The organism is Enterobacter sp. 3U4 (assembly GCF_057224565.1).
Genome location: NZ_CP136665.1, coordinates 3,837,579 through 3,861,926, shown reverse-complemented (window position 1 = coordinate 3,861,926; position 24,348 = coordinate 3,837,579). Strand labels below are relative to the sequence as shown.

At 56.0% G+C, this 24,348-nt stretch carries 22 protein-coding genes and 1 tRNA gene; 13 read left to right on the top strand and 10 right to left on the bottom strand.

The features are described 5' to 3' along the window. Positions 1 to 44: 44 nt before the first annotated feature. Both RVY89_RS18405 and RVY89_RS18400 read left to right on the top strand, forming a co-directional pair. Positions 45 to 584 (top strand): isochorismatase family protein, encoded by a 540-nt coding sequence (locus RVY89_RS18405; RefSeq protein WP_484826092.1) that lies wholly within the window; start codon positions 45 to 47, stop codon positions 582 to 584. Next, a complete protein-coding gene (locus RVY89_RS18400; RefSeq protein ID WP_484826091.1) occupies positions 584 to 1,504 on the top strand; it encodes a GlxA family transcriptional regulator in 921 nt (306 codons plus the stop codon). The genes RVY89_RS18405 and RVY89_RS18400 overlap by 1 nt, the downstream gene beginning before the upstream one ends. On the opposite strand, the gene RVY89_RS18395 is transcribed toward RVY89_RS18400, so the two are convergent. Further along, entirely contained in the window at positions 1,497 to 2,492 is a 996-nt protein-coding gene (locus RVY89_RS18395; RefSeq protein WP_484826090.1) for an acyltransferase, read from the bottom strand. The genes RVY89_RS18400 and RVY89_RS18395 overlap by 8 nt on opposite strands. Positions 2,493 to 2,675: 183 nt before the next feature. Between RVY89_RS18395 and RVY89_RS18390 the strand changes: the two genes are divergently transcribed. The 4 genes from RVY89_RS18390 (at position 2,676) to RVY89_RS18375 (ending at position 8,060) form a co-directional block, all read left to right on the top strand. After that, entirely contained in the window at positions 2,676 to 2,981 is a 306-nt protein-coding gene (locus RVY89_RS18390) for a YsaB family lipoprotein (RefSeq protein WP_024909071.1), read from the top strand. A gap of 160 nt (positions 2,982 to 3,141) precedes the next feature. Beyond that, positions 3,142 to 4,053 carry a glycine--tRNA ligase subunit alpha gene (glyQ, locus tag RVY89_RS18385; protein ID WP_003860141.1) on the top strand — a complete coding sequence of 304 codons (912 nt, stop codon included), beginning with the start codon at positions 3,142 to 3,144 and terminating at the stop codon, positions 4,051 to 4,053. A gap of 9 nt (positions 4,054 to 4,062) precedes the next feature. After that, entirely contained in the window at positions 4,063 to 6,132 is a 2,070-nt protein-coding gene (glyS, locus tag RVY89_RS18380; protein WP_484826089.1) for a glycine--tRNA ligase subunit beta, read from the top strand. 308 nt (positions 6,133 to 6,440) lie between these two features. Next, positions 6,441 to 8,060: an ABC-F family ATP-binding cassette domain-containing protein gene (locus tag RVY89_RS18375; RefSeq protein WP_484826088.1), complete on the top strand. Its 1,620-nt coding sequence runs from the start codon at positions 6,441 to 6,443 to the stop codon at positions 8,058 to 8,060. Positions 8,061 to 8,099: 39 nt separating this feature from the next. On the opposite strand, the gene RVY89_RS18370 is transcribed toward RVY89_RS18375, so the two are convergent. After that, positions 8,100 to 8,387 (bottom strand): HTH-type transcriptional regulator, encoded by a 288-nt coding sequence (locus RVY89_RS18370; protein WP_008502755.1) that lies wholly within the window; start codon positions 8,385 to 8,387, stop codon positions 8,100 to 8,102. Positions 8,388 to 8,718: 331 nt separating this feature from the next. On the opposite strand from RVY89_RS18370, the gene RVY89_RS18365 reads away from it, so the two are divergent. Both RVY89_RS18365 and cspE read left to right on the top strand, forming a co-directional pair. Beyond that, positions 8,719 to 9,429 (top strand): DUF3053 domain-containing protein, encoded by a 711-nt coding sequence (locus RVY89_RS18365; RefSeq protein ID WP_023334083.1) that lies wholly within the window; start codon positions 8,719 to 8,721, stop codon positions 9,427 to 9,429. A 247-nt stretch (positions 9,430 to 9,676) separates the two neighbouring features. Then, positions 9,677 to 9,889, top strand: coding sequence for a transcription antiterminator/RNA stability regulator CspE (cspE, locus tag RVY89_RS18360; RefSeq protein ID WP_003860775.1), 213 nt, complete (start codon positions 9,677 to 9,679; stop codon positions 9,887 to 9,889). Between the two features lie 58 nt (positions 9,890 to 9,947). Here the strand turns inward: cspE and ghrB are convergent, their stop codons facing one another. The 6 genes from ghrB to RVY89_RS18330 form a co-directional block, all read right to left on the bottom strand. Then, on the bottom strand, positions 9,948 to 10,922 hold the full coding sequence (ghrB, locus tag RVY89_RS18355) for a glyoxylate/hydroxypyruvate reductase GhrB (protein ID WP_484826087.1): 975 nt from the start codon (positions 10,920 to 10,922) through the stop codon (positions 9,948 to 9,950). Between the two features lie 26 nt (positions 10,923 to 10,948). Continuing rightward, a complete protein-coding gene (locus RVY89_RS18350) occupies positions 10,949 to 12,229 on the bottom strand; it encodes an MFS transporter (RefSeq protein WP_045907864.1) in 1,281 nt (426 codons plus the stop codon). A gap of 168 nt (positions 12,230 to 12,397) precedes the next feature. Next, positions 12,398 to 13,336, bottom strand: coding sequence for a sugar kinase (locus RVY89_RS18345; protein ID WP_484826086.1), 939 nt, complete (start codon positions 13,334 to 13,336; stop codon positions 12,398 to 12,400). A gap of 3 nt (positions 13,337 to 13,339) precedes the next feature. Continuing rightward, positions 13,340 to 14,089, bottom strand: coding sequence for a sugar phosphate isomerase/epimerase family protein (locus RVY89_RS18340; protein ID WP_484826085.1), 750 nt, complete (start codon positions 14,087 to 14,089; stop codon positions 13,340 to 13,342). 103 nt (positions 14,090 to 14,192) lie between these two features. Continuing rightward, the gene (locus tag RVY89_RS18335; RefSeq protein ID WP_045907861.1) at positions 14,193 to 15,209 is read right to left on the bottom strand and encodes a LacI family DNA-binding transcriptional regulator; all 1,017 of its coding nucleotides are present in this window, start codon (positions 15,207 to 15,209) and stop codon (positions 14,193 to 14,195) included. A gap of 179 nt (positions 15,210 to 15,388) precedes the next feature. Beyond that, complete coding sequence (locus tag RVY89_RS18330) at positions 15,389 to 16,051, bottom strand: OmpA family lipoprotein (protein ID WP_023334089.1); 663 nt, start codon at positions 16,049 to 16,051, stop codon at positions 15,389 to 15,391. 211 nt (positions 16,052 to 16,262) lie between these two features. On the opposite strand from RVY89_RS18330, the gene RVY89_RS18325 reads away from it, so the two are divergent. Beyond that, positions 16,263 to 18,542 (top strand): molybdopterin guanine dinucleotide-containing S/N-oxide reductase, encoded by a 2,280-nt coding sequence (locus RVY89_RS18325; protein WP_484827957.1) that lies wholly within the window; start codon positions 16,263 to 16,265, stop codon positions 18,540 to 18,542. Here RVY89_RS18325 and RVY89_RS18320 read toward each other — a convergent pair. Continuing rightward, positions 18,505 to 18,951: an N-acetyltransferase gene (locus tag RVY89_RS18320; RefSeq protein ID WP_484826084.1), complete on the bottom strand. Its 447-nt coding sequence runs from the start codon at positions 18,949 to 18,951 to the stop codon at positions 18,505 to 18,507. The two genes, RVY89_RS18325 and RVY89_RS18320, sit on opposite strands and share 38 nt — an antisense overlap. After that, positions 18,929 to 19,510, bottom strand: a complete 582-nt coding sequence (gene tag, locus RVY89_RS18315; protein WP_484826083.1) for a DNA-3-methyladenine glycosylase I — start codon at positions 19,508 to 19,510, stop codon at positions 18,929 to 18,931. Before tag ends, RVY89_RS18320 begins: the two co-directional genes overlap by 23 nt. 154 nt (positions 19,511 to 19,664) lie before the next feature. Here tag and RVY89_RS18310 point away from each other — a divergent pair, with 154 nt between their 5' ends. The 4 genes from RVY89_RS18310 (at position 19,665) to RVY89_RS18295 (ending at position 23,906) form a co-directional block, all read left to right on the top strand. Continuing rightward, entirely contained in the window at positions 19,665 to 20,363 is a 699-nt protein-coding gene (locus RVY89_RS18310; protein WP_484826082.1) for an autotransporter domain-containing protein, read from the top strand. Positions 20,364 to 20,601: 238 nt separating this feature from the next. After that, positions 20,602 to 21,804 carry an L-lactate MFS transporter gene (locus RVY89_RS18305; RefSeq protein ID WP_371899148.1) on the top strand — a complete coding sequence of 401 codons (1,203 nt, stop codon included), beginning with the start codon at positions 20,602 to 20,604 and terminating at the stop codon, positions 21,802 to 21,804. Positions 21,805 to 22,043: 239 nt separating this feature from the next. Continuing rightward, the gene (gene eptB, locus RVY89_RS18300; protein WP_484826081.1) at positions 22,044 to 23,738 is read left to right on the top strand and encodes a kdo(2)-lipid A phosphoethanolamine 7''-transferase; all 1,695 of its coding nucleotides are present in this window, start codon (positions 22,044 to 22,046) and stop codon (positions 23,736 to 23,738) included. A gap of 91 nt (positions 23,739 to 23,829) precedes the next feature. Next, positions 23,830 to 23,906 (top strand) — tRNA-Pro (locus tag RVY89_RS18295). Positions 23,907 to 24,348: the final 442 nt, after the last annotated feature.

Sequence of the window (24,348 nt, the reverse complement as noted above, 5' to 3'; positions counted from 1 at the left end):
TCCTTGCCAGTATGGTGCCACACCCACTGGCGAGGAGACCCATCATGTCACGCACTGCATTAATCAACATCGACACTCAGCAGTCCTTCCATCACCGCAATTACTGGCAGGAAAGCGAGATCCCTGCCTTTCAGCAGGCGATGCTGGGGCTGATTGAAGGCTGCCAGGCGCGCAATATTCCGGTCGTTGATATTTTTCATGTGGACGAAGACGGCCCTTTCACCCTGAAAAGCGGCTATGTCAAACCGATGGCCTTTTTGCGTCATCAGCCGGATGTGGTTTTCCAGAAACACGTCCATAATGCCTTCACGGATACCGGGCTCGATCGCTGGCTGCGTGAACGTGATATCAACCAGCTGATTATCTGCGGCATTCGCACTGAGCAATGCTGCGAAACCACCGCCCGGGTGGCATCCGATCTGGGTTATGCTGTGACCTTTGTCAGCGAGGCCACGCTGACGTTCCCCATGACGTACAGGGGCATTACCCTTAGCGCTGCGGACATTCGCCACCGTACCGAAACGGTACTGTCCGGGCGTTTTGCCGAAATTAAAACGGTAGCGGAGACGCTGGAGTCCCTGTAATGAGTATCGACGTCTGGTTCGTGATGTTGCCCGGGGTGCTGTCATTAGACATGACCGGCCCGGCAGAAACCTTTGTACTGGCTGGCGACGCGTTTCGTCTGCATTACATTGGCCCGCAACCGGAGGTGCCGACGTCGATAGGCCTGACGATGAGCGGCATTCAGCCGTTACCGGAAAGGCTTCCTGAGGGGAGCCTGCTGGTATTGCCCGGCGTGAGCGACTCCCGCACTCAGTTTTCGACACCACATGCGTTACAGATACAGCACTGGCTGATGCGCCTGCAGCCACAGATCCAGCGCCGGGATATCACGGTGATGTGCGTCTGTTCAGGCGCGCTGCTGGCGGCGAAATCGGGCCTGCTGAACAACCGGCAGTGTACAACCCACCATGACGTTATCAGCCGTTTACGCACTGCGGCTCCCGCGGCGACGATTAAAGAAAACCGCATCTTTGTACAGGATGAGAATATCTGGACCAGCGCGGGGATCACGTCGGGCATCGATCTGGCGCTGCACATGATTAACCGCCTGTGCGGCCCCGAAAAGGCGCTGACCGTGGCGCGTGAGATGGTGGTCTGGTTCCGCCGTTCCGGTGACGATCCTCAGCTATCTCCGTGGCTACGCTATCGCAATCATCTTCATCCGGCGATACATCGGGCGCAGGATGCGCTCACCGCCGAGCCGCAAAAAACGTGGAGCTTGCCTGACATCGCCGCACTGGCGCACGTCAGCCCGCGCCATCTCACCCGGCTTTTCCAGTCGCATTTAGGCATTAGCGTTCGCGATTATCTTGAGCAGCTGCGTCTGGCGGTGGCGGAGCAATGGCTATTGCAGGGGCGCGGCGTGGAGCAGGCTTCACTGGCGGCAGGGTTTTCCTCCCCGCGCCAGTATCATCGCGCCCGGCAGCGAAGCATTAGCTGACGAAGCGGCGAGCGTCTATTTTTTGCAGCAGTATCGACAGCAGCAGGCTGATCGCCAGCGTGGCGGCAAAAATCCAGACGATATCCAGCACCGGCCAGCTTTTTAGCTCAATGCCCCTCGTGCGCAGCGCGTGGATCACCAGCGCGTGAAAACCGTAAATCCCGAGAGAGTGCCGTGAGATAAGGCTCAGCACGGGCAGGGGACGCGCGTTCAGGGTGTTTTTGGCGAGCGTGAGCAGCGAAACCGCACAGATAAAGACCATCGGCCCGCAATAGAGATACCAGGTATCGGCAAAATTGCCGCGCCACTGCAGCTCATGCAGCGTCCCGCGTGAAATCACCGCCACGCCAGCGATAAACAGCGCCCCGCAGAGCCAGCTCAGCCCGCGTTTTTGCGTGTCCATCATCCCGATGGCACGCCCCAGCATGCCGTAAAGCACGTAGTAAAATGTATCGCCGTTGATATAGAGATTGACCGGAAGCCACTCTAATCCGTCGATTTTCTGCGAAACCGTATTCGGGTTAGCGATAATGCCAATCACCACCATCAGGGCCAGAAGCATTTTACCGCTGACGTTTTTCACCTGAATGAGCGGGGAGACCAGATAGATAACAATAATCGCGAAGAAGAACCACAGGTGGTAGAACACCGGTTTTTGCAGCACGTATTTCAGCGACAGCCCGGCGTTAATGGAGGTGAACAGCGTGATATAAAGCAGGGCAACGGCGCTGTAGAACCCCAGGCAGGCCGCGATGCGGACGAAGTGCCTCGGCTGCGCGCTACGCTCGCCAAAAAAGAGAAAGCCGGAAATCATAAAGAACAGCGGCACGCTGACGCGTGACGCAGAGTTGAGAATATTGGCGATATCCCAGTTAACGGGGCTGATGCTGTGGGCATTTGTGACGTACCAGGTCGTCGTGTGGATCATGACCACCATCAGACACGCTATTCCTCGCAGGTTATCAATCCAGTTAATTTTTGACTGCATCAGTTCCTCGTATTCCCTGTAAATTGAGTGTGACTGCCGTTGTCCAAAAGTCTTCGTTTGGAAAATTCTGAGTTTTATTCAGCAGGCTTGTAGGGAGGCCGCGAGATTCGCAGAATGCCGGACCGTAATCTATAAAAGCTTTGATACTAAAAATAACAGCCACTGACCAGGGCGGTAATAAAAATGATGATGAAGCGTGTGGCGTCACTCTTTCTGCTGTTGATCCTGGCGGGATGCAGTGCGCCGCAAGAAGCACCTGTGCAAAAAGCGCAGCAGGGTAAAATGAGCCCGGAACGTTCACTGAATATGGAAGCGCTCTGTAAGGATCGGGCCGCTCGCCGCTATAACTCGGACGTGCAGAAAATTGATGTCACCGGGTTTGAGCGTTTTCAGGGAAGCTACGAGCTGCGGGGCCATACGTCGCGCAAAGAGGGCTTTGTCTGCTCGTTTGATGCGGACGGTCAGTTTTTACATCTCTCCATGCGCTAGCCTGCTCGTATAATCAACAGCCAGACGCCGTCAGCGTTCTGGCCGCAAGGCTTATTTCCCAATTTTCCCTAAACAACCCCGTTTCGTACTGTATATCTTGCAGCCAGCGGGTATACTGGTCCCTTCCATTTAAAACCACACGTATCCAGCACGAAATACTATGCAAAAGTTTGATACCAAGACCTTCCAGGGCCTGATCCTGACCTTACAGGATTACTGGGCTCGTCAGGGCTGTACCATTGTTCAACCTTTGGACATGGAAGTCGGCGCCGGCACTTCACACCCGATGACCAGCCTGCGCGCGTTGGGGCCAGAGCCAATGGCGACCGCGTATGTGCAGCCTTCCCGTCGTCCGACCGATGGTCGTTACGGTGAAAACCCGAACCGTCTGCAGCATTACTATCAGTTCCAGGTGGTGATTAAGCCATCACCCGACAACATTCAGGAACTGTACCTCGGGTCGCTGAAAGAGCTGGGTATGGATCCGACCATCCACGACATCCGTTTCGTGGAAGATAACTGGGAAAACCCAACGCTGGGTGCCTGGGGTCTGGGTTGGGAAGTGTGGCTGAACGGCATGGAAGTGACCCAGTTCACTTACTTCCAGCAGGTGGGTGGTCTGGAATGTAAGCCGATCACCGGTGAAATCACCTACGGTCTGGAACGTCTGGCGATGTACATTCAGGGCGTAGACAGCGTTTACGACCTGGTCTGGAGCGACGGCCCGCTGGGTAAAACCACCTACGGCGACGTGTTCCATCAGAACGAAGTGGAGCAATCCACCTATAACTTCGAATACGCGGACGTGGACTTCCTGTTCACCTGCTTCGAGCAGTACGAGAAAGAAGCGCAGCAGCTGCTGGCGCTGGAGACTCCGCTGCCGCTGCCTGCCTACGAGCGTATTCTGAAGGCCGCCCACAGCTTCAACCTGCTGGACGCCCGCAAAGCCATCTCCGTGACTGAACGTCAGCGCTACATTCTGCGTATTCGTACCCTGACCAAAGCCGTTGCAGAAGCTTACTACGCGTCCCGTGAAGCCCTTGGCTTCCCGATGTGCAACCGAAACAAATAAGAGGCGGCCATGTCTGAGAAAACTTTCCTGGTGGAAATCGGCACCGAAGAGCTGCCACCAAAAGCCCTGCGCAGCCTGGCTGAATCTTTCGCTGCGAACGTGACTGCCGAGCTGGATAACGCTGGCCTGGTGCACGGTAAAATTGAGTGGTTTGCCGCTCCGCGCCGTCTGGCGCTGAAAGTGGCAAATCTGGCGGCGTCTCAGCCGGATCGCGAAGTCGAAAAACGTGGCCCGGCGATTGCCCAGGCGTTTGACGCGGAAGGCAAACCGAGCAAAGCGGCTGAAGGCTGGGCGCGCGGCTGCGGCATCACCGTCGATCAGGCCGAGCGTCTGACCACGGATAAAGGCGAGTGGCTGCTGTACCGTGCACACGTGAAAGGCGAAAGCGCGGAAGCGCTGCTGCCGGACATGATTGCCACGTCTCTGGCGAAGCTGCCGATTCCTAAGCTGATGCGCTGGGGCGCGTCTGACGTGCACTTCGTGCGTCCGGTTCACACCGTGACCCTGCTGCTGGGCGATACCGTTATCCCTGCGACCATTCTGGGCGTGGCGTCCGATCGCGTGATTCGCGGCCACCGCTTCATGGGCGAGCCTGAATTCACCATCGACAATGCCGATCAGTATCCGCAGATCCTGCTGGAGCGCGGTAAAGTTATTGCCGACTACGAGCAGCGTAAAGCTAAAATCAAAGCGGACGCCGAAGAAGCGGCGCGCCAGATTGGCGGTAACGCCGACCTGAGCGAAAGCCTGCTGGAAGAAGTGACCTCTCTGGTTGAATGGCCGGTTGTGCTGACCGCGAAGTTCGAAGAGAAATTCCTGGCCGTTCCGGCTGAAGCGCTGGTGTACACCATGAAGGGTGACCAGAAGTATTTCCCGGTCTACGCCAACGACGGCAAGCTGCTGCCGAACTTCATCTTCGTGGCGAACATCGAATCGAAAGATCCGAGCCAGATTATCTCCGGTAACGAAAAAGTGGTGCGTCCGCGTCTGGCGGATGCCGAGTTCTTCTTCAATACCGACCGTAAAAAGCGTCTGGAAGATAACCTGCCGCGTCTGCAGACCGTGCTGTTCCAGCAGCAGCTGGGCACGCTGCGCGACAAGACCGACCGCATTGCGGAGCTGTCCGGCTGGATTGCCCGTGAAATCGGTGCGGACGTCAACCACGCGACGCGTGCTGGCCTGCTGTCTAAATGCGACCTGATGACCAACATGGTGTTCGAGTTTACCGACACCCAGGGCGTTATGGGCATGCACTACGCACGTCACGATGGCGAAGCGGAAGACGTGGCCGTTGCCCTGAACGAGCAGTATCAGCCGCGCTTTGCGGGTGACGAACTGCCGTCTAACCCGGTTGCCTGCGCCGTGGCGATCGCCGATAAGATGGACACCCTGGTGGGTATCTTCGGTATCGGTCAGCATCCGAAAGGCGACAAAGACCCGTTTGCGCTGCGTCGTGCTGCGCTGGGCGTGCTGCGCATCATCGTTGAGAAGAACCTGAACCTGGATCTGCAGACCCTGACCGAAGAAGCGGTGCGTCTGTACGGTGATAAGCTGACCAACGCGAACGTTGTGGATGACGTGATCGACTTTATGCTCGGTCGTTTCCGCGCCTGGTATCAGGATGAAGGCTACACCGTCGACACCATTCAGGCGGTGCTGGCGCGTCGTCCGACCCGTCCGGCTGATTTCGATGCGCGTATGAAGGCGGTTTCCCACTTCCGTACGCTGGAAGCGGCATCCGCTCTGGCGGCGGCCAACAAGCGTGTATCCAACATCCTCGCGAAATCCGACGAGACGCTGAACGAGCGCGTGAACGCCGCAACCCTGAAAGAGCCGGAAGAGATCGCTCTGGCGATGCAGGTTGTGGTGCTGCGCGACAAGCTCGAGCCGTACTTCGCGGAAGGTCGCTACCAGGAAGCGCTGGTGGAATTGGCTGAGCTGCGTGACGTTATCGACGCCTTCTTCGAGAAAGTGATGGTGAACGTAGAAGATAAAGAGCTGCGTGTTAACCGTCTCTCCATGCTTGAGAAACTGCGCGAGCTGTTCCTGCGCGTAGCGGATATTTCGCTCCTGCAGTAATGTGCCCGTTGTTACAAATGCTAAAAACCCGCTTCGGCGGGTTTTTTTATGGGTCTTTTGTAGGCCGGATAAGCGCAGCGCCATCCGGCAGGTTTAGCCGATCGCGATTGAACCACCCCGGAGAGGGAGTACAAATTGTCCAAAATTTAACCTTGAAATGGTCAACGCATTCCCGCTATCCTTATCCCCGTTAACTTTCTCGCGCTGGAGCGCCCCCAAAAAATGAACAAACACGACTGATGAATTTCGATCCTTGCTAAACGCTACCGCGTCGGCAGGGGATGTTTTGATTTCATTCAGGAGTGCTTATGGCTCATTTTGCGCAGTCCCCTTCTTTTATTTTGCATCAGGTCACCTGTCAGTTTCCGACGGGCGATACTCTTTTTGGTCCGCTGAATCTTTCGCTGGAACCCGCTCTGTGCGCGCTGGTTGGGCGCAACGGCAGCGGAAAAACGCGTCTGCTGCGTATGCTGGCGGGGCTGGACGAACCGGCTACCGGCCACATTGAACGCTTTGGCTCGCATGTCTGGGTGGCGCAGCAGCACGTTATTGCTCCGCATACGACGCTGGCTGAACTGCTCGGGTATGATGTGATTTTTGCGGCGCGTAAGCGCATCGACAGCGGCGATTACCAGCCTGACGATCTGGAGCTGCTCGACGGCCACTGGGATGTTGCCGAGCGCCTGAGCGAGGCGTTTATCAATGCGAAGCTTCCACCATTTGATCCGGATAAGCCCGCCGGTGAACTCAGCGGCGGCGAACGCATTCGCGCCCTGCTGTGCGGGGCATTTACGGCTGAAGCGGATTTCCTGCTGCTGGACGAGCCCACGAACCATCTGGATCGACAAGGCCGGGCGTGGTTCTACGACCAGTTGAGTCGGTATCAGGGCGGCGTGCTGGTGGCCTCTCATGACCGCGAACTTCTGGAGCAGGTGCCGCGTATTCTTGAGCTGAGCGCCTCGGGTCTGCGCAGCTACGGCGGGAATTATGCGGATTATCAAACCCAGCGCGATGCCGAACAGCAGGCGGCCCGCTCGGCGCTGGAACATGCGGCAACCGAGCGCAAACGCACACGGGCACGGATGCAAAAAGAGCACGACGACAGCCAGCGGCGTTCGGCAAAAACATTGCGCACCGTCGATACCCTGAATATCGCGTCGTTCGAGAGGGTCAAATATAAAGGCGCGGCAAAGGAGCGGATCGGCTCCTGGAAAAAACAGCACAGCGAGCAGAATGAAGCCCTGAACGCCGCGGTAAATAAGGCGCGTGAACGCGTTGAAGAAGATAACCCGGTCATGTTCACCCTGCCGGGGAGTCAGATCCCGGAGGGGAAGCAGGTACTGGTGCTGGAGGATCTGGTGCTGCCGCATGTGCCTGTTCCTGCGCTCAACTTGCGGATGGACGGACCGATGCGCGTGGCGTTAAAGGGACCGAACGGCTGCGGAAAATCGACGCTGTTAAAAACCATCCTCGGCGAGATTGCCCCCCGTTCGGGGACCTGTAAGGTTTCAGTCAGCTGCGCCTATCTCGACCAGCATCTGTCCAGGCTCGATCTTTCGCAGTCGGTCATGACGCATCTCAACCTGAGTCATACGCCTCTGGAAGAGGGGGTGTTGCGAACCCGTCTGGCGCAGCTTCAACTGGGTGCCGACAAAGTTACGCTTCCGCTGGCGGAGCTCAGCGGCGGCGAGCGTCTTAAGGCCGCCCTGGCCTGCGTGCTGTGGCGCGCGGAGGCCACGCAGCTTCTGCTGCTGGATGAACCGACCAACCATCTGGATCTGGCCTCGGTCCAGGCCATTGAAGCGGCGCTGGCCGGTTTCCCCGGGGCTCTGCTGGTGGTATCACACGATGAGGCTTTTCTAAGAGGCTTAACGTTAACGCATGAATGGGTATGGGAAGAGGCGAGCTGGCGTTGTGAGAGCCTTTAAAACACAAGCCCCCGCAAAGGCGGGGGCATTCAATCTTCACTACGCTATCTGTTTGCTGAGTGCAGGGTTGGCCTGAATCAGGCGCATCAGCCTTAACTCGGTTGGAGTGGGTTTCTCACGTTTTGACTCCCACTCCTGCACCATAGCCACGCTGACACCCATCGCTCTGGCGAATTCTTCCGTTTTCAGTCCTGTCCCTTTGCGCAATTGCTCATATTCTGTAAAGGGATTGGATTTTTGTTGCAGGGTAATCGTCTGCGGTACATCTTTAAAAATGATCTGTTCCAGGCTGCTCAGCAGCTCAAACTCAGGATCTTTATATTCCATTGAGGACTCCTCTTAAATCTCACATCGTGATCAAGAACATCAGAGAGCCAGTTAAGAATAGTCCCTAATACGAACCCAGGATCGTCACGGGTGTGATTAATCGTGCGGTAACGATTGCTGTATCCGATTCAGCAATATGGACAGTTATGCTAATTCCCTGATTAGCCATACGTCGCCTTCGCCAGGTATTTTTTTGTAAATGGTAAGAAGTAAATCGGCAATAGCCGTTTTGTATGAAAAGAGTATCTTGCAAGGCTGACCTGGACTATCCTTGTCAGCGTCGGGCACGCGTGTGCCGGTGTGCGCTTTTTTGGGTGAAAGGAGTAATAAAATGGCGACAGGAAAGTCCTGCTCTCGCTGGTTTGCGCCTATTGCGGCGTTGTTGATGGTTGTTAGCCTGAGTGGGTGTTTTGATAAAGAAGGCGATCAGCGCAAAGCGTTTATCGATTTTCTGCAGAATACAGTGATGCGCAGCGGCGAGCGGTTGCCGACGCTGACTGCGGATCAGAAAAAACAGTTTGGCCCCTTCGTGTCCGATTACGCCATTCTTTATGGTTATTCACAGCAGGTGAGCCAGGCGATGGATTCCGGAATTCGTCCCGTGGTGGATAGCGTGAACGCCATCCGCGTTCCGCAGGATTATATGACGCAGCGTGAACCGCTTCGCCAGTCCAACGGTGCGCTTGGCGTGCTGAGCCAGCAGTTGCAGAATGCGAAAATGCAGGCTGACGCGTCACGTTCTGCGCTGAAGCAGGGCGACGATCTCAAACCAGTCTTCGACAAAGTGTATGAGAAAGTGGTGACCAAGCCTTCTGAAGCGCTGCAACCGCTGATTCCGGCCGCGCAAATCTTCACGCAGCAGCTGGTTCAGGTGGGTGACTTTATCGCCCAGCAGGAGGCTCAGGTGAGCTTTGTTGCCAACGGCATTCAGTTCCCGACCTCGCAGCAGGCAAGCCAGTACAATACGCTGATTGGGCCACTGGCCTCCCAGCATCAGGCCTTTAGCCAGGCCTGGAGTGCCGCAGTCACGGCCACAGAATAAACCGAAAAAACCCCGCTTCCGGCGGGGTTTTTTTATGCATATCGAAAATAACGCTTGTCATTCCTCTACCACATCGGTATAACTATCCCCGTCGGTTTGTTACACAGACCTAAAGCAGTTTAGTAAAGCAGTCCAGATTGTTATCCATAGATACCCTTCGTAGTGACCCTTCCTTCATCGCTTAAAAATCTGTAACGCAATCCATCAAGCCGGAAGGCACAATATATTTGTTAATAAGGTAATTTCTATGTCTGCTAAAATGACTGGTCTGGTAAAATGGTTCAACGCTGATAAAGGTTTCGGCTTCATCACTCCTGACGATGGCTCTAAAGACGTGTTCGTACACTTCTCTGCTATCCAGAACGATGGCTACAAATCTCTGGACGAAGGTCAGAAAGTGTCCTTCACCATCGAAAGCGGCGCTAAAGGCCCAGCAGCTGGTAACGTTGTAAGCCTGTAAGCTTCCAACCCAGTAGCACAAAATTCAAAAACCCGCCTTCTGGCGGGTTTTTTCGTTTCTATCGTTGCACCTGCGGGTTCACGCAGTTTAACTCCACCTTTCCGCTAAGGGCGGCGATGAGATTATCGACCGCAGTGGCCGCCATGTTGTAGCGCGTCTCATGGGTTGCTGAGCCGATGTGCGGCAGCGAAACCACGTTAGGCAGCGAAAGCAGCGGGGAATCCACGGGCAGCGGCTCCTGTTCAAAGACGTCCAGACCTGCTGCATGGATCTCACCGTTCTGCAGAGCCTCAATCAGCGCCTTCTCATCCACCACCGGGCCTCGACCCGCGTTGATGAAAATGGCTGACTGCTTCATTTTCTTAAACGCCTCTTTACCAATCAGATGACGGGTTTCGTCCGTCAGCGGCAGAACCAGGCAAACAAAATCGGCTTCCTGCAGCAGGGTATCCAGTTCGCAGTAGCGGGCGTTGAAGCGTTCTTCGGCTTCACTGTGGTGGCGACGTGCGTTATACAGAATCGGCATGTTAAAACCAAAATGCGCGCGCTGCGCCAGCGCCAGCCCGATACGCCCCATGCCAACAATGCCCAGCGTTTTGCCGTGAACATCCACACCGAACCAGTCCGGACCAATGCTTTTTGTCCATTCGCCCGCTTTGACGCGCTCAGCCACTTCCACCACGCGACGGGCCGTGGTGAGCATCAGCGCCATCAGCGTGTCGGCCACGGTTTCCGTCAGGGCATGCGGCGTATGCATCAGCAGGATCTTACGGGCGTTAAGGGCATCCACGTCAAAGTTGTCGTAACCCACGGAAACGGTTGAGGTAGCACGAAGCTTTGGCATTTTCTCCAGCAGGGCGACATCCACTTTTTCGCTTGAACCCAGCAGGCCTTCGGCGCTGGCAAACGCGTCGGCGTGCTGTGCCACGGTTTCCGGGCGCAGGTTCTTCACCTGCGTGACGGTGAAGTGCTCTTCAAGACGTTTCTGCAGATCTTCCGGCAGGGCTTTATACAAAATGACGGACGGCTTCATGCTAATCTCCGTTGATTTTTAAGGATTCAGGCGTGGCGAGCGCCGACAGGGTGTTGTTGATTATTAGCAGGCTTAACAATCAGAGTAAGCCACACCGAGGCGAAAAGCGCCACCCCCATAAAGATGTACGATGCGGACGGACTGCCGGTGGCACCGTTCAGGTAACCCACGAACCAGGAGCCGCAGAACGAACCCAGCGCACCCATACTGTTAATTAGCGCCATCGCGCCACCCGCAACGTTACGCGGCAGCATCTCGGGGATGATGGCGAAGAACGGTCCGTACGGGGCGTACATGGCCGCACCGGCAATCACCAGTAGCGTATAAGAAACCCAGAAGTGGTTTGCGCCCACGGCCCAGGAGCCAATAAAGGCGAAGGCAGCAATCAGCAGCAGCGGCCAGACAAAAAGCTTGCGGTTCTGCAGCTTGTCCGACGCCCAGGAGACGATGATCATCGCGATGGTCGCCGCCAGATACGGTACGGATGACAGCCAGCCTACTTCGACCATGCCGAGGTTCTCACCACCGCTACGAATAATTGATGGCAACCACAGCACAAAGCCGTACACGCCAATGCTCCAGGTAAAATACTGTGCGCAGAGCAGGATCACGTTGCGCGAGCGGAAGGCTTCACCATAGTTACGTACCGCCTTCAGACCTTGCTGTTCTTTATCCAGCTGCGCCTGCAGCGCCGCTTTTTCATCTTCGGAAAGCCATTTCGCCTGGGCAGGTTTATCTTTTACCAGCACCCACCAGCAGAAGGCCCAGATAATCGCCGGCACCCCTTCAATGATGAACATTTCGCGCCAGCCGAAGGACTGGATCAGGTAGCCCGACACCACCGACATCCACAGTACCGTGACCGGGTTACCGAGGATCAGGAAGGTATTCGCGCGCGAGCGCTCAGATTTGGTGAACCAGTTGCTGATGTAGATCAGCATCGCGGGCATAACCGCCGCCTCAACGACGCCGAGGATAAAGCGAATGGCGGCCAGGGCAGGAATATTGTTCACCATGCCGGTCAGCGATGCGCAGGCACCCCACAGGATCAGACAGATGAAGATCAGCTTACGCACGCTGCGGCGTTCCGCATAAATCGCGCCGGGGATCTGGAAGAAGAAGTAGCCCAGGAAGAAAAGGGCACCCAGCAGGGAGGAGATTCCTTTGGTGATGCCGAGGTCCTCGGTGATCCCCGCTGCGGACGCGAAGCTGAAGTTGGCACGGTCAAGGTACGCCAGGCTGTACGTGATAAACACGATTGGCATGATGTACCACCAGCGTTTTACTGCGTTGGTCGAACTGTTCATAGGCTTGCCTCTGTTGTTGAGGTTGTTACCGCCGTTGTCTGTAGGGTACACGGTGGTTTGTTTTGTTGAGTGCGATTTGCTCCCCTAACTCCAGCCCTCTCCCCAAAGGGAAGAGGGTTTACGAGTTCCCTCGCCCCTTTGGGGAGAGGGTTAGGGTGAGGGGAATGTTTATTCGTTAAGTTCTGCTCGCGTTGGTAATCCTTCGCTGTCGCCCTGCACCTGAATGGCCAGCGAGCCAATCTTGTTGCCTCGCGCGACGGCCTGCGGCAGAGTTTTGCCTTCCAGCAGGGCGCTAATCACGCCCACGGCAAAGCCGTCGCCCGCGCCGACGGTGTCGACAACGTTCTCAACCTTCACCGCCGCGACCGCACCCTGTTCGCCGTTGGCCGTCTTGAACCATGCGCCATCGGCACCGGTCTTCAGCACTACTGCTTTTACCCCTTTATTCAGGTAGAAATCAGCAATGCCTTCCGGCGTGCTTTCGCCGGTCAGGATCATCCCTTCTTTCAGGCCCGGCAGAACCCAGTCCGCCCTGAACGCCAGACGGTTCAGTTTCTCCACCATTTCCGCTTCGCTTTTCCACAGCACCGGGCGCAGGTTAGGGTCGAACGATATGGTCTTACCTTGGGCTTTCATTGTGGTCGCGGCATGATCGAGCAGCTCATACGAGCTGGCAGAGAGCGCTGCCGCCACGCCGCTCAGGTGCAGGTGACGTGCGCCAGCGAAATAACCGGCGTGATAATCCACCACAGAGAGGTGGCTTGCGGCCGATCCTTTACGGAAATACTCTACAATGGGATCGGTTCCATTTTCGACCTTAGATTTAAGCTGAAAGCCGGTAGGGAAGCGTCCGTCGAGGGTGACGCCTGAGGCATCGATACGCTCTTTTTTCAGCGAATCGAGAACGAAATGGCCAAAGCTGTCGCCCCCCACGCGGCTGACCCAGCCGACGTTCAGGCCGAGACGCGCCAGGCCGGTCGCGACGTTCAGCTCTGCGCCTGCGACGCGTTTGATAAAGTGCTCTACCGCGCTCAGTTCGCCCGTTTCAGTGGCGACAAACATCGCCATGGCTTCCCCGATCGTGATGACATCCAGCGTCTTGTGCATGGTTTACTCCTCGCGCAGCAGGTTGACGTAATGGCGGGTAACGGCGGTTAAATCCGCCCCTTCCAGCGGGAATTCGATGCCGCGTGGAGCATCGTCAGGCAGCTGGCCGAGCAGATCCAGCCAGCGCGCATCGGCGTGGTCCGGCGCCACGGCGCGGAAGTTATCTTTATGCGGCACGGCGGCTTTAACGTGGATATAGCTCACCGCGGGGGCCAGATGACGGGCGGCCTCTTCGGGTGAATCGCCAACCCACAGCCAGTTGCCCATGTCGAAGGTCAGCGTGACGGGCAATGCCATTTCCCGACAGGCGGCCTGGAAGCGTTGCATGGGCGCGAGCTGTCCGCAGTCGGTCTGATCGTTCTCCACGACCAGCGCCATGCCGCTTGCGTTCAGCAGGGTACGCAGGGCGTTGAGATGCTGCGCGTCGCTGAAATGGCCGAGGGAAACCTTCAGCCACAGGGCGTTCAGGGTGTTGGCCTCAGAAAGATAGCGGGTCAGGTCCGGGTTGAGGGTGCCGTCTGGCATAAACAGGGCTGCGGGGGCGGAGTAGCACGCCAGCAGGCCGAGCAGCTCAATGGATTCTCCCAGCGCAGGCAGCGCCAGCAGCTCTTCGCTGTTGAACAGTTCCCGGCGGATCTCCACGCCGTCTGCTCCTGCGCCTGCAATAACGGGCAGCATCGCCCGCTGACCGCCTGCCTGTCGCACCTGTTCCGCACCGTACGCGGCGGTGACCACCATAATTTTCCTGCCCATCTTCGGACTCCATCGCAACATATCAATACTATTACGCTAGATGGAACCGGTTCCAAAGAAAAGGTCAGGATGTCGAATTTATGATCGGTATCACAAGGGAAAATTAACGCGCCGTGGAGCCGCGAACGATCAGCTCGCCGGAGAAGACCTGCTCGCGAACGGCATCGCTGGTGCCTTCAATGCGACGAACCACTTGTTCAACAGCAGCATAGCCAATCTGCCAGGTGGGTTGTTTGAGGGTGGTAATGCCTACGCCAGCCAGTTCCGCCCACTCCAGTTCATCAAATCCCAGCAGACCGATATCGCTGCCCCAGTGCAGGCCAATGCGCTTGAGCGAGCGAGCAACCTGCAGGGTTAACGCCCCGTTGGCGGAGATAACGGCTTTTCGCATCCCGCGATGGCGCATGTGGAACTGACGCAGGGTGTTGTCGAGCTGCGCGGCTTCGTGCAGCGGCGTTTCGGCATTTTCGGCGATCACGCCGGGATATCGCTCCAGCGTGGCGCGAAATGCGCTCAGGCGCTCACGTCGGGTGTTGACCATCCCCAGCGGTTCACTCAGAAACAGAATGGCCTCGAAACCCTGTTCGATGAGATGTTCGGTGGCGGTCGTTGCGGCCTGGGTGTTGTCCAGCCCCACCACATCGCAGGCAAATTCCGGGATTTTACGGTCGATGAGCACCATGGGCAGGGAGGATTGCTGCAGGCGGTTTAAACCCTCTTCCCGCATGCCTACCGCGTTAACCACAATTCCTTCGACCTGGTAGCTGCGCAGCAGATCGAGGTAGTGCAGCTCCTGATCGACTTCGTTGTTGGTATTACAGACCAGCGGCGTGAAACCCTTCTCGCGACAGGCGGCTTCAATACCGCTGAGCACGTTAACGGAATAGGGATTAGTGATATCGGCGATGATCAGCCCGATAAGACGGGTGCGGCCGCGTTTGAGCCCGCGCGCCATGAGGCTGGGACGGTAGTCGAGATCGGCGATGGCCTGTTCAATTCGCGCCAGCAATGCGTCGGACAACAGGTGTTTCTCGCCGTTAAGGTAGCGCGAAATACTGGTTTTACCGGTTTTGGCTGCTTTCGCCACGTCGCTGATGGTGGCCCGGGCTGGTTTGCTCATCGCTGATTTCCCTGAATTTAGTGAGAATACCTTAGCGGGAAAATCTGGCGAATCAAGCATTTTGCCGGGTGGCGCTGCGCTTACCGGAGGTTGCGGTCTGATGCCCTCACCCCAACCCTCTCCCACGGGAGAGGGCGCAGACACTATAAACGGCAACGGGGTTGCCGTTTTGCTTTTACCTACTGCACAGGACTCAACGTAATCTCTACGCGGCGGTTCTGCGCTTTGCCTTCCGCCGTGCTGTTGCTGGCGATAGGGTTGGCAGGGCCCATGCCGCTGGTGCGGATGCGGTTCGCTTCAACGCCCTGGGTAATCAGCGAGCTGGCCACGGCGTCGGCACGCTGCTGGGACAGACGCATGTTCAGATCCTGGCTGCCGGTGCTGTCGGTGTAGCCCATCACGTTCACGGCGGTCTTGTTGTACTCTTTCAGCACCATTGCCACGCCGGTCAGGGTATTTGCGCCCGCAGGTTTGAGGGTCGCGCTGCTGCTGTCGAAGGTCACGTTGTTCGGCATGTTCAGGATGATGTTATCGCCGCTGCGCGTCACGCTTACGCCGGTTCCCTTCATTTTGTCGCGCAGCTTCGCTTCCTGCACGTCCATGTAATAGCCTACGCCGCCGCCCAATGCCGCGCCCGCCGCTGCGCCAATCAGCGCGCCTTTACCGCGGTCTTTCTTGGAGGAGGAGAGCGCCCCAACGCCTGCGCCGACCAGCGAGCCGATACCCGCGCCAATGCCGGATTTACCTGCTTCGCGTTCACCGGTGTAAGGGTTGGTTGTGCAGCCAGAAACAGCCAGAGCACCGCTCACCAGAGCGGCAATAACGAGTACGCGTTTTTTCATCTTCTTTCCTTAATCCTTTTTATTCTTTGCCACGGCGAGCGTGGCAGTTGATTATGACGTCCAGATACGGAGAAAATTCCGGGTATAACTCTGAAATTTGTGACAAACCATAAACTGCCTCAACAAGAAGGCCGTAAACCTGCACGCAACCAGGAGCGCACGCTTGAGCACCTCAACGAAAACCATTCTGACCGCCGCCCACTGGGGGCCGATGCTGGTCGAAACCGATGGCGAAAATGTCCTGTCGTCCCGCGGGGCACTGCCAACCCAACATCCCAACTCTTTACAGACCGTCGTTCGCGATCAGGTGCATAGCAAAACGCGCGTGCGCTGGCCGATGGTGCGTAAAGGTTTTCTGGCCTCGCCGGACAAGCCGCAGGGTATTCGCGGTCAGGATGAGTTTGTACGCGTGAGCTGGAATGACGCGCTGGCGCTGATCCACGCCCAGCACAAGCGGATTCGCGACAGTTACGGCCCGTCGTCCATTTTCGCCGGGTCCTACGGCTGGCGTTCGAACGGCGTGCTGCACAAGGCCTCGACGCTGCTGCAGCGCTATATGAGCCTGGCGGGAGGCTATACCGGTCATCTGGGGGATTACTCCACCGGTGCGGCGCAGGCGATCATGCCGTACGTCGTGGGAGGGAACGAAGTGTACCAGCAGCAGACCAGCTGGCCGCTGGTGCTGGAGCATACCGACGTGGTAGTGCTATGGAGCGCTAACCCTCTTAACACGTTGAAAATTGCCTGGAATGCCAGCGACGAGCAGGGCATTGGGTATTTCGACGCGCTGCGCAAAAGCGGCAAACGCATCATCTGCATTGACCCGATGCGTTCGGAAACCATGGATTTCTTCGGCAAGAGCGCAGAGTGGATTGCCCCCCATATGGGCACCGACGTGGCGATGATGCTGGGGATCGCCCATACGCTGGTAGAAAACGGCTGGCACGACGTCGAATTCCTGACGCGCTGCACCACCGGTTTCGATAAATTCGCCGACTACCTGACGGGCCAATCCGACGGGGTTGCTAAAACGGCAGAGTGGGCGGCCGGGATTTGCGGCGTTCCAGCGGAAAAACTCCGCGAACTGGCGGCGTTGTTCTATAAAAATACCACGATGTTAATGTCCGGCTGGGGAATGCAGCGTCAGCAGTTTGGCGAGCAAAAACACTGGATGCTGGTAACGCTTGCCGCGATGCTTGGGCAGATCGGCACGCCGGGCGGCGGTTTTGGTCTCTCCTATCACTTTGCTAACGGCGGTAACCCGACGCGTAAAGCGGCGGTGCTGGCGTCTCTGCAGGGCTCGGTGCAGGGCGGCGTGGACGCCGTGGATAAAATCCCGGTGGCGCGTATTGTTGAAGCCCTGGAAAACCCCGGTGGTTTTTATCAGCACAACGGTCTGGACCGCCACTTCCCGGACATTAAATTTGTCTGGTGGGCGGGCGGGTCGAACTTCACGCACCATCAGGATACCAACCGCTTGATCCGCGCCTGGCAAAAGCCGGAGCTGGTGGTGATTTCCGAGTGCTTCTGGACCGGTTCGGCTAAGCATGCAGATATCGTGCTGCCGGCGACTACCTCGTTTGAGCGTAACGATCTCACCATGACCGGTGACTACAGCAACCAGCATATGGTCCCGATGAAGCGCGTAGTGGCCCCGCGAGATGAAGCACGTGATGATTTTGACGTTTTTGCTGAACTGAGCGAACTGTGGGAAGCGGGCGGTCGCGAGCGTTTTACCGAAGGTAAAAGCGATCTGCAATGGCTGGAGACCTTCTACCAGATTGCCGGGCAGCGCGGTGCGGCGCAGGGCGTGACGCTTCCGCCATTCGCTGAGTTTTGGGAGGCGAACCAGATTGTTGAAATGCCGGAGAGCGAACAGAACGCGCAGTTTGTCCGTTTCGCTGATTTTCGACGCGATCCGGAGAACCATCCGCTGAAAACCGAGAGCGGAAAGATTGTGATCTACAGCGAGCGCATTGCCAGCTTTGGCTATGCTGACTGCCCGCCGCATCCTATGTGGCTCGAGCCGGACGAATGGCACGGCAACGCCCGGCCGGATCAGCTACAGGTGTTGTCTGCGCATCCCGCGCACCGTCTGCACAGCCAGCTTAACTACACCTCCCTGCGCGAGCAGTATGCGGTCGCCGGGCGAGAGCCGATCACGCTGAATACCCTCGATGCGAAAGCCCGCGGGATCGCGGACGGCGACGTGGTGCGCGTCTGGAACTCGCGCGGGCAGGTGCTGGCAGGGGCGGTGTTGAGCGACGGGATTAAACCGGGCGTGATCTGCATTCATCAGGGCGCATGGCCTGACCTTGAGCTCGCCGAAGGCGGTATCTGTAAAAACGGGGCGGTTAACGTGCTGACTAAAGATCTCCCCAGCTCGAAGCTGGGGAATGGTTGCGCAGGAAACACGGCGCTGGCCTGGGTCGAGAAATATACGGGTCCCGAGCTTACCTTAACGGCGTTTGATCCGCCTGCCAGCTCATGATCCACGTCGGGTGCTGAGTGTCATCCTGCCAGGCGCTGTCTTCAATGCGAAAGCCCTGAGCATGGTAGAAATTCACCGCCCGGACATTTTTCTGATACACCTCCAGGGTTAAGTGCGGGAAGCGCTGTTGAACATGGTTCAGCAGCGCGCGCCCGATGCCTTTCCCGATGCATAACGGCGCCACAAACAGGGCACCGACAAACTGAGACTGCATCACGCTGATAAATCCGTACGGCTCGCCATCCTGTTCCCAGACCCAGGTTTCAGCGGAAGGCAGGTAAACATCCCGCACCATGGCCTCATTCTCTTTCCAGTAATTCGGCGCGATAAACGGATGCGCTTCCGTGGTGCTTTCAAGCCACAGGCTCAGAAGCGGCGCGGTATTTTCACTTTGCCATTTGCGGATCATGATGGCCTCCGGGATGACAGAAGCAGCCGGTAACGTGGTCGTTGACCAGGCCACAGGCCTGCATAAAGGCGTAGCAGATGGTGGAGCCGACAAACTTAAAGCCGCGTTTTTTCAGGGCCTTCGAGAGCGCATCCGAGGCCGGGGTGGAGGCCGGGATTTCCGCGAGCGTGGCGGCCTGCGTGACTTGCGGATTGTTGTTCACAAACGTCCAGACAAAATCTGAAAATGATTCGCCGTTTTGCTCCATCGCCAGATAAGCGCGTGCGTTACCGATGATGGCCTGGATCTTACCGCGATGACGAATGATGCCGGCGTCCTGCACCAGTCGTTCCACGTCCTCATCGGTCATCGCAGCGACGGCGACAGGATCGAACCGGTGGAAAGCGTTGCGGTAATTTTCGCGTTTCTTCAGTACCGTAATCCATGATAAACCCGCCTGCTGGCCCTCCAGGCAGATCATCTCAAAGAGTTTTTTGCCATCCGTTTCCGGCACGCCCCATTCCCGATCGTGATAGTCGATATAAAGCTGATCCTGGCTCACCCAACCGCAACGTTCCATCCGTCATCTCCCTTATTGATACTGATTTAGCAAATATTTCGTTCTGACTGGCTTGACGTGTTTACTATAAAGACAATAGTTAATACAAGGGCTACAAGCTCTTCCTGAATAACGACAAATATCGCCGAATTCGGCTCTCTCTGGGGTCGCGTTGATGATTATAAAAAAAATCAGTGGTCGCCATGCTGCTTCTGGCCTGGTGGGAATTTCAGCCTGCCTGTTCTTTTGTAATACAGCGTCTGCATGGCAACAGGAATATATCGTTTCAGACGCCCAAAATAATACGGCGGAACGCTATACATGGGACGCGGATCACCAACCGCGTTATGAGGATATTCTGGCTGAGCGTATTCAGTCTTCGCAGAACGCGCCGGGTCTTGCCCTGAATGTACCGTCTGGCAGCGCGACGGAGGGGGCGATGAGCGTGGGCTGGAATTTTCCGGTTTCAGCGCGCATCACTACCGGCCCGGTAGTGGCATGGCGGTACGACGGCACGACTCCCATGATGATCAACGAGTTTGGTGATAGCGCGTCGACGCAGGCATTCACCGACCCGCTCTGGCATGCCAGCGTCAGCACGCTGGGGTGGCGGGTGAATACCCAGTACGGCGATCTCCGACCCTGGGCGCAGATCAGCTATAACCAGCAGTTTGGTGAAAACCAGTGGAAATCGCAGTTTGGTATGCCACAAACGCCCGCCCCTGCCCAAAACGGTAGCTGGATGGATGTCACCGTGGGAACGGATATTCCCTTTAACACACACATGGCGGCCTATGCATCGCTGGCTCAGGGGGAGCATACCACTACCGGTGAGGAGTTTTTATACACCCTCGGCGTCAGCGCGAATTTCTAGAGTTGTTACTTTTTTAAACGTTACGATAACATCTCGAATACAACAACCACGGACTTTACAGCGATAGCAGATACTAACACGCTGTCGCTTTATTCCCGGACAAGGTCATTCATTCCCAATTCCAGGCATTTCATTCCGTTCCGCCTGCATTTCATGCCGTTTTCCCCCAGGCGTATTAAGGTTTTGTTTATCGTTGTCCTCAGCGAACTTCCTTAATTTCTCTTGCAGGACAACTGCCATGAACACATCAACTTATAACCGCACGCGCTGGCTCACGCTCTTTGGCACCATCGTCACCCAGTTTGCGCTGGGGTCGGTCTATACCTGGAGCCTGTTTAACAGCGCGCTTTCCGACAAGCTCGGCGCGCCGGTCAGCCAGGTCGCGTTCTCCTTTGGTCTGCTGAGCCTGGGTCTGGCGATTTCGTCTTCCGTCGCGGGCAAGCTGCAGGAGCGTTTTGGCGTGAAGCGTGTGACTATGGCGTCCGGCATACTGCTGGGTCTGGGCTTTTTCCTCACGGCACATTCCAGCAACCTGATGATGCTGTGGCTGAGCGCCGGCGTGCTGGTGGGTCTGGCCGATGGCGCAGGTTATCTCCTGACCCTGTCTAACTGCGTGAAGTGGTTCCCGGAGCGTAAAGGCTTAATCTCCGCGTTTGCCATTGGTTCTTACGGTTTAGGCAGCCTTGGGTTCAAATTTATCGACGCCCACCTGCTGGCGTCCGTCGGCCTCGAAAAAACCTTTATGATCTGGGGCGCAATTGTTCTGGTGATGATTTTGTTCGGCTCCACGCTGATGAAAGATGCGCCTCAGCAGGAAGTTAAATCCGTGAACGGCGTGGTGGAGAACGACTTTACCCTCGCGCAGTCTATGCGTAAGCCACAGTACTGGATGCTGGCGGTGATGTTCCTGACGGCCTGCATGAGCGGTCTTTATGTCATCGGCGTGGCGAAAGATATCGCGCAGGGGATGGTAAAACTGGATGCGGCCACGGCGGCCAACGCAGTGACCGTGATCTCCATTGCCAACCTCTCCGGTCGTCTGGTGCTCGGTATCCTGTCTGATAAAATCGCCCGCATCCGCGTGATTACGATTGGGCAGGTGGTCTCGCTGGTCGGTATGGCGGCGCTGCTGTTCGCTCCGCTGAATGAAGCCACCTTCTTCGCGGCGATTGCCTGCGTGGCCTTTAACTTCGGCGGCACCATTACCGTCTTCCCGTCCCTGGTGAGCGAGTTCTTTGGCCTGAACAATCTGGCGAAAAACTATGGCGTTATCTATCTGGGCTTCGGGATCGGCAGTATCTGCGGTTCGCTGATTGCCTCTCTGTTCGGCGGGTTCTACGTGACCTTCTGCGTGATATTTGCCTTGCTGATTATCTCGCTGGCGCTCTCGACCACGATTCGCCAGCCGCAGCGTGAAGTCTTCAAAGAAGCGCATGCGTAAGCTGTATGAAAGAGGCCTCTGCGGCCTCTTTTTTCTTTAAGCGAGACGCTTCCCGTCTCGATATTTTGTAAAAATTTACACCGATCACACTCTCTGCTGCCACTTTTCTCTCCCGCTGTGGTCTACTTACCGCGCTTGTAGACGTTTCTCATAACGCTTCCTTACGCATTTACTTACTCTGTCCGCTTTCTCTTAGAGATTCGACGGGTCTTTATACCCCTTCCCCCAGGGTTGTTTGCATGAAATACATTAGGTCTCTTACCCAGCAAAGATTGTGTCTGATGCTGGCTGTCTATATCGGTTTGTTTCTGAATGGCGCGGTGCTGTTCAGAAGAGTGGAAGGTTATTTTGAGCACCTCACCGTAAGAAATGGAATTTTTGCCGCGATTGAAGTGTTCGGCTCGATCCTCGCCACATTCTTCCTGTTACGCCTGCTCTCTCTTTTTGGCCGACGTACCTGGCAAATTTTGGCCTCGCTGGTGGTGATTATCTCCGCCGCCGCAAGCTATTACATGACATTTATGAACGTGGTCATTGGGTACGGTATCGTTGCCTCAGTGATGACCACGGATATCGACCTCTCGAAAGAGGTGGTGGGGAAAGGCTTTATTGTCTGGACGATTTTGACCTGTCTGATCCCGCTCTTCTTTATCTGGAACAATACCTGCCGCTATACCTTGTTACGCCAGCTGCGCACGCGCGGGCAGCGGGTTCGCAATATCCTTGTCGTTCTGCTGGCCGGTCTGCTGGTGTGGGCACCTATTCGCCTGATGGAACAACAGCAAAAACGGATTGAAAAAGCGACGGGCGTGGATATGCCAAGCTATGGCGGCGTGGTGGCAAACTCGTATTTGCCGTCTAACTGGCTGTCAGCGTTAGGTCTTTATGCCTGGGCTCAGGCGGATGAATCCAGCGATGTGAAGTCTCTGATCAATCCACTGAAAAAATTCACCTACCAGCCGCCAGCCGACGGGATTGATGATACGTACGTCGTCTTTGTTATTGGTGAAACGACGCGCTGGGATCATATGGGCATTCTCGGTTATGACCGGGATACCACGCCAAAGCTGGCGCAGGAGAAGAACCTGGTGGCCTACCGTGGCTACTCCTGCGATACCGCGACCAAGCTCTCGCTGCGCTGTATGTTTGTGCGTGAAGGCGGTGCAAGCGATAACCCGCAACGTACGCTGAAAGAACAAAACGTCTTTGCCGTGCTGAAGCAGCTTGGCTTTAGCTCTGACCTGTTCGCGATGCAAAGTGAGATGTGGTTCTACACCAACACGCTGGCAGATAACATCGCGTATCGTGAGCAGATTGGTGCCGAGCCGCGTAACCGCGGGAAAAACGTCGACGACATGCTGCTGCTTGAGGAGATGTCCCAGTCTCTGAAGAATCACCCGCAGGGCAAACATCTCGTCATTCTGCATACCAAAGGGTCGCATTACAGTTATTACCAGCGTTACACGCGCGATTTCGCGAAATGGCAGCCTGAGTGCGTAGGTATTAATAAAGACTGCAGCAAGCAGGAGCTGATTAACGCCTACGATAACTCGGTGCTGTATGTGGATACCTTCCTGAGCCGGGTGATTGACCAGCTGCGCGATAAAAAAGCGATTGTGATTTACGCGGCAGACCACGGTGAATCCATCAACGAGAAAGAGCACCTGCACGGTACGCCGCGCAAGCTGGCACCGCCGGAACAGTTCCGCGTGCCGATGATCATGTGGATGTCGGATAAGTATCTTGAAAATCCGGAGAAAGCGAAGATGTTTGCTCAGCTGAAGAAAGAAGCGGAGATGAAGGTGCCGCGTCGTCACGTTGAGCTGTACGACACCATTATGGGTTGTCTCGGCTATACCTCACCGAACGGTGGTATTAACGAAAACAACAACTGGTGTAAACTCCCTGCTAACAGCGTAAAAGCCGCGCAGTAGCTGCTCTGGCGAGAATATCGCCAGTTGAATGGCTTTTTGAAAATAAGGGATTGACGGGGGCGCACCTCAGCAGTAAGATGCGCTCCGCATTCGGCGAGTAGCGCAGCTTGGTAGCGCAACTGGTTTGGGACCAGTGGGTCGGAGGTTCGAATCCTCTCTCGCCGACCACATTCTGAAAAGGGCTAACCGTAAGGTTAGCCCTTTTTGCATTATGATCTTATCCCGTCAGAGTATCCAAAACGCCCCTTAGGCCTGCTTCTCCCTGCCTGTTAACGATTTTGTGACATAATCCATTGTATTTTTTTATATATAGATTGATCTTTTTTCGCGTTGCTTATGGATAACCTCAGCATTTTTCGCTGTGCGTTTTAACGTTCGCGGTATTTAGTGCTCAGATAATCACCATTCTGCAAGAAAATTTACCCATTCTGAATAAAAGTTAATCACTGATTGTTGCGAAATATGAAGATAGTTGTGCTGCAACATGGCGAGTAGCATAAATTTCCCTGCTGAAAACTGGCGCTCATGGTTTTTTTAATCTTTGTTTGCGGTTTCTCACACTCAGCGTAAATCCCCGTCACCTGTATTGACGTTTTCACATTCTGTTGAC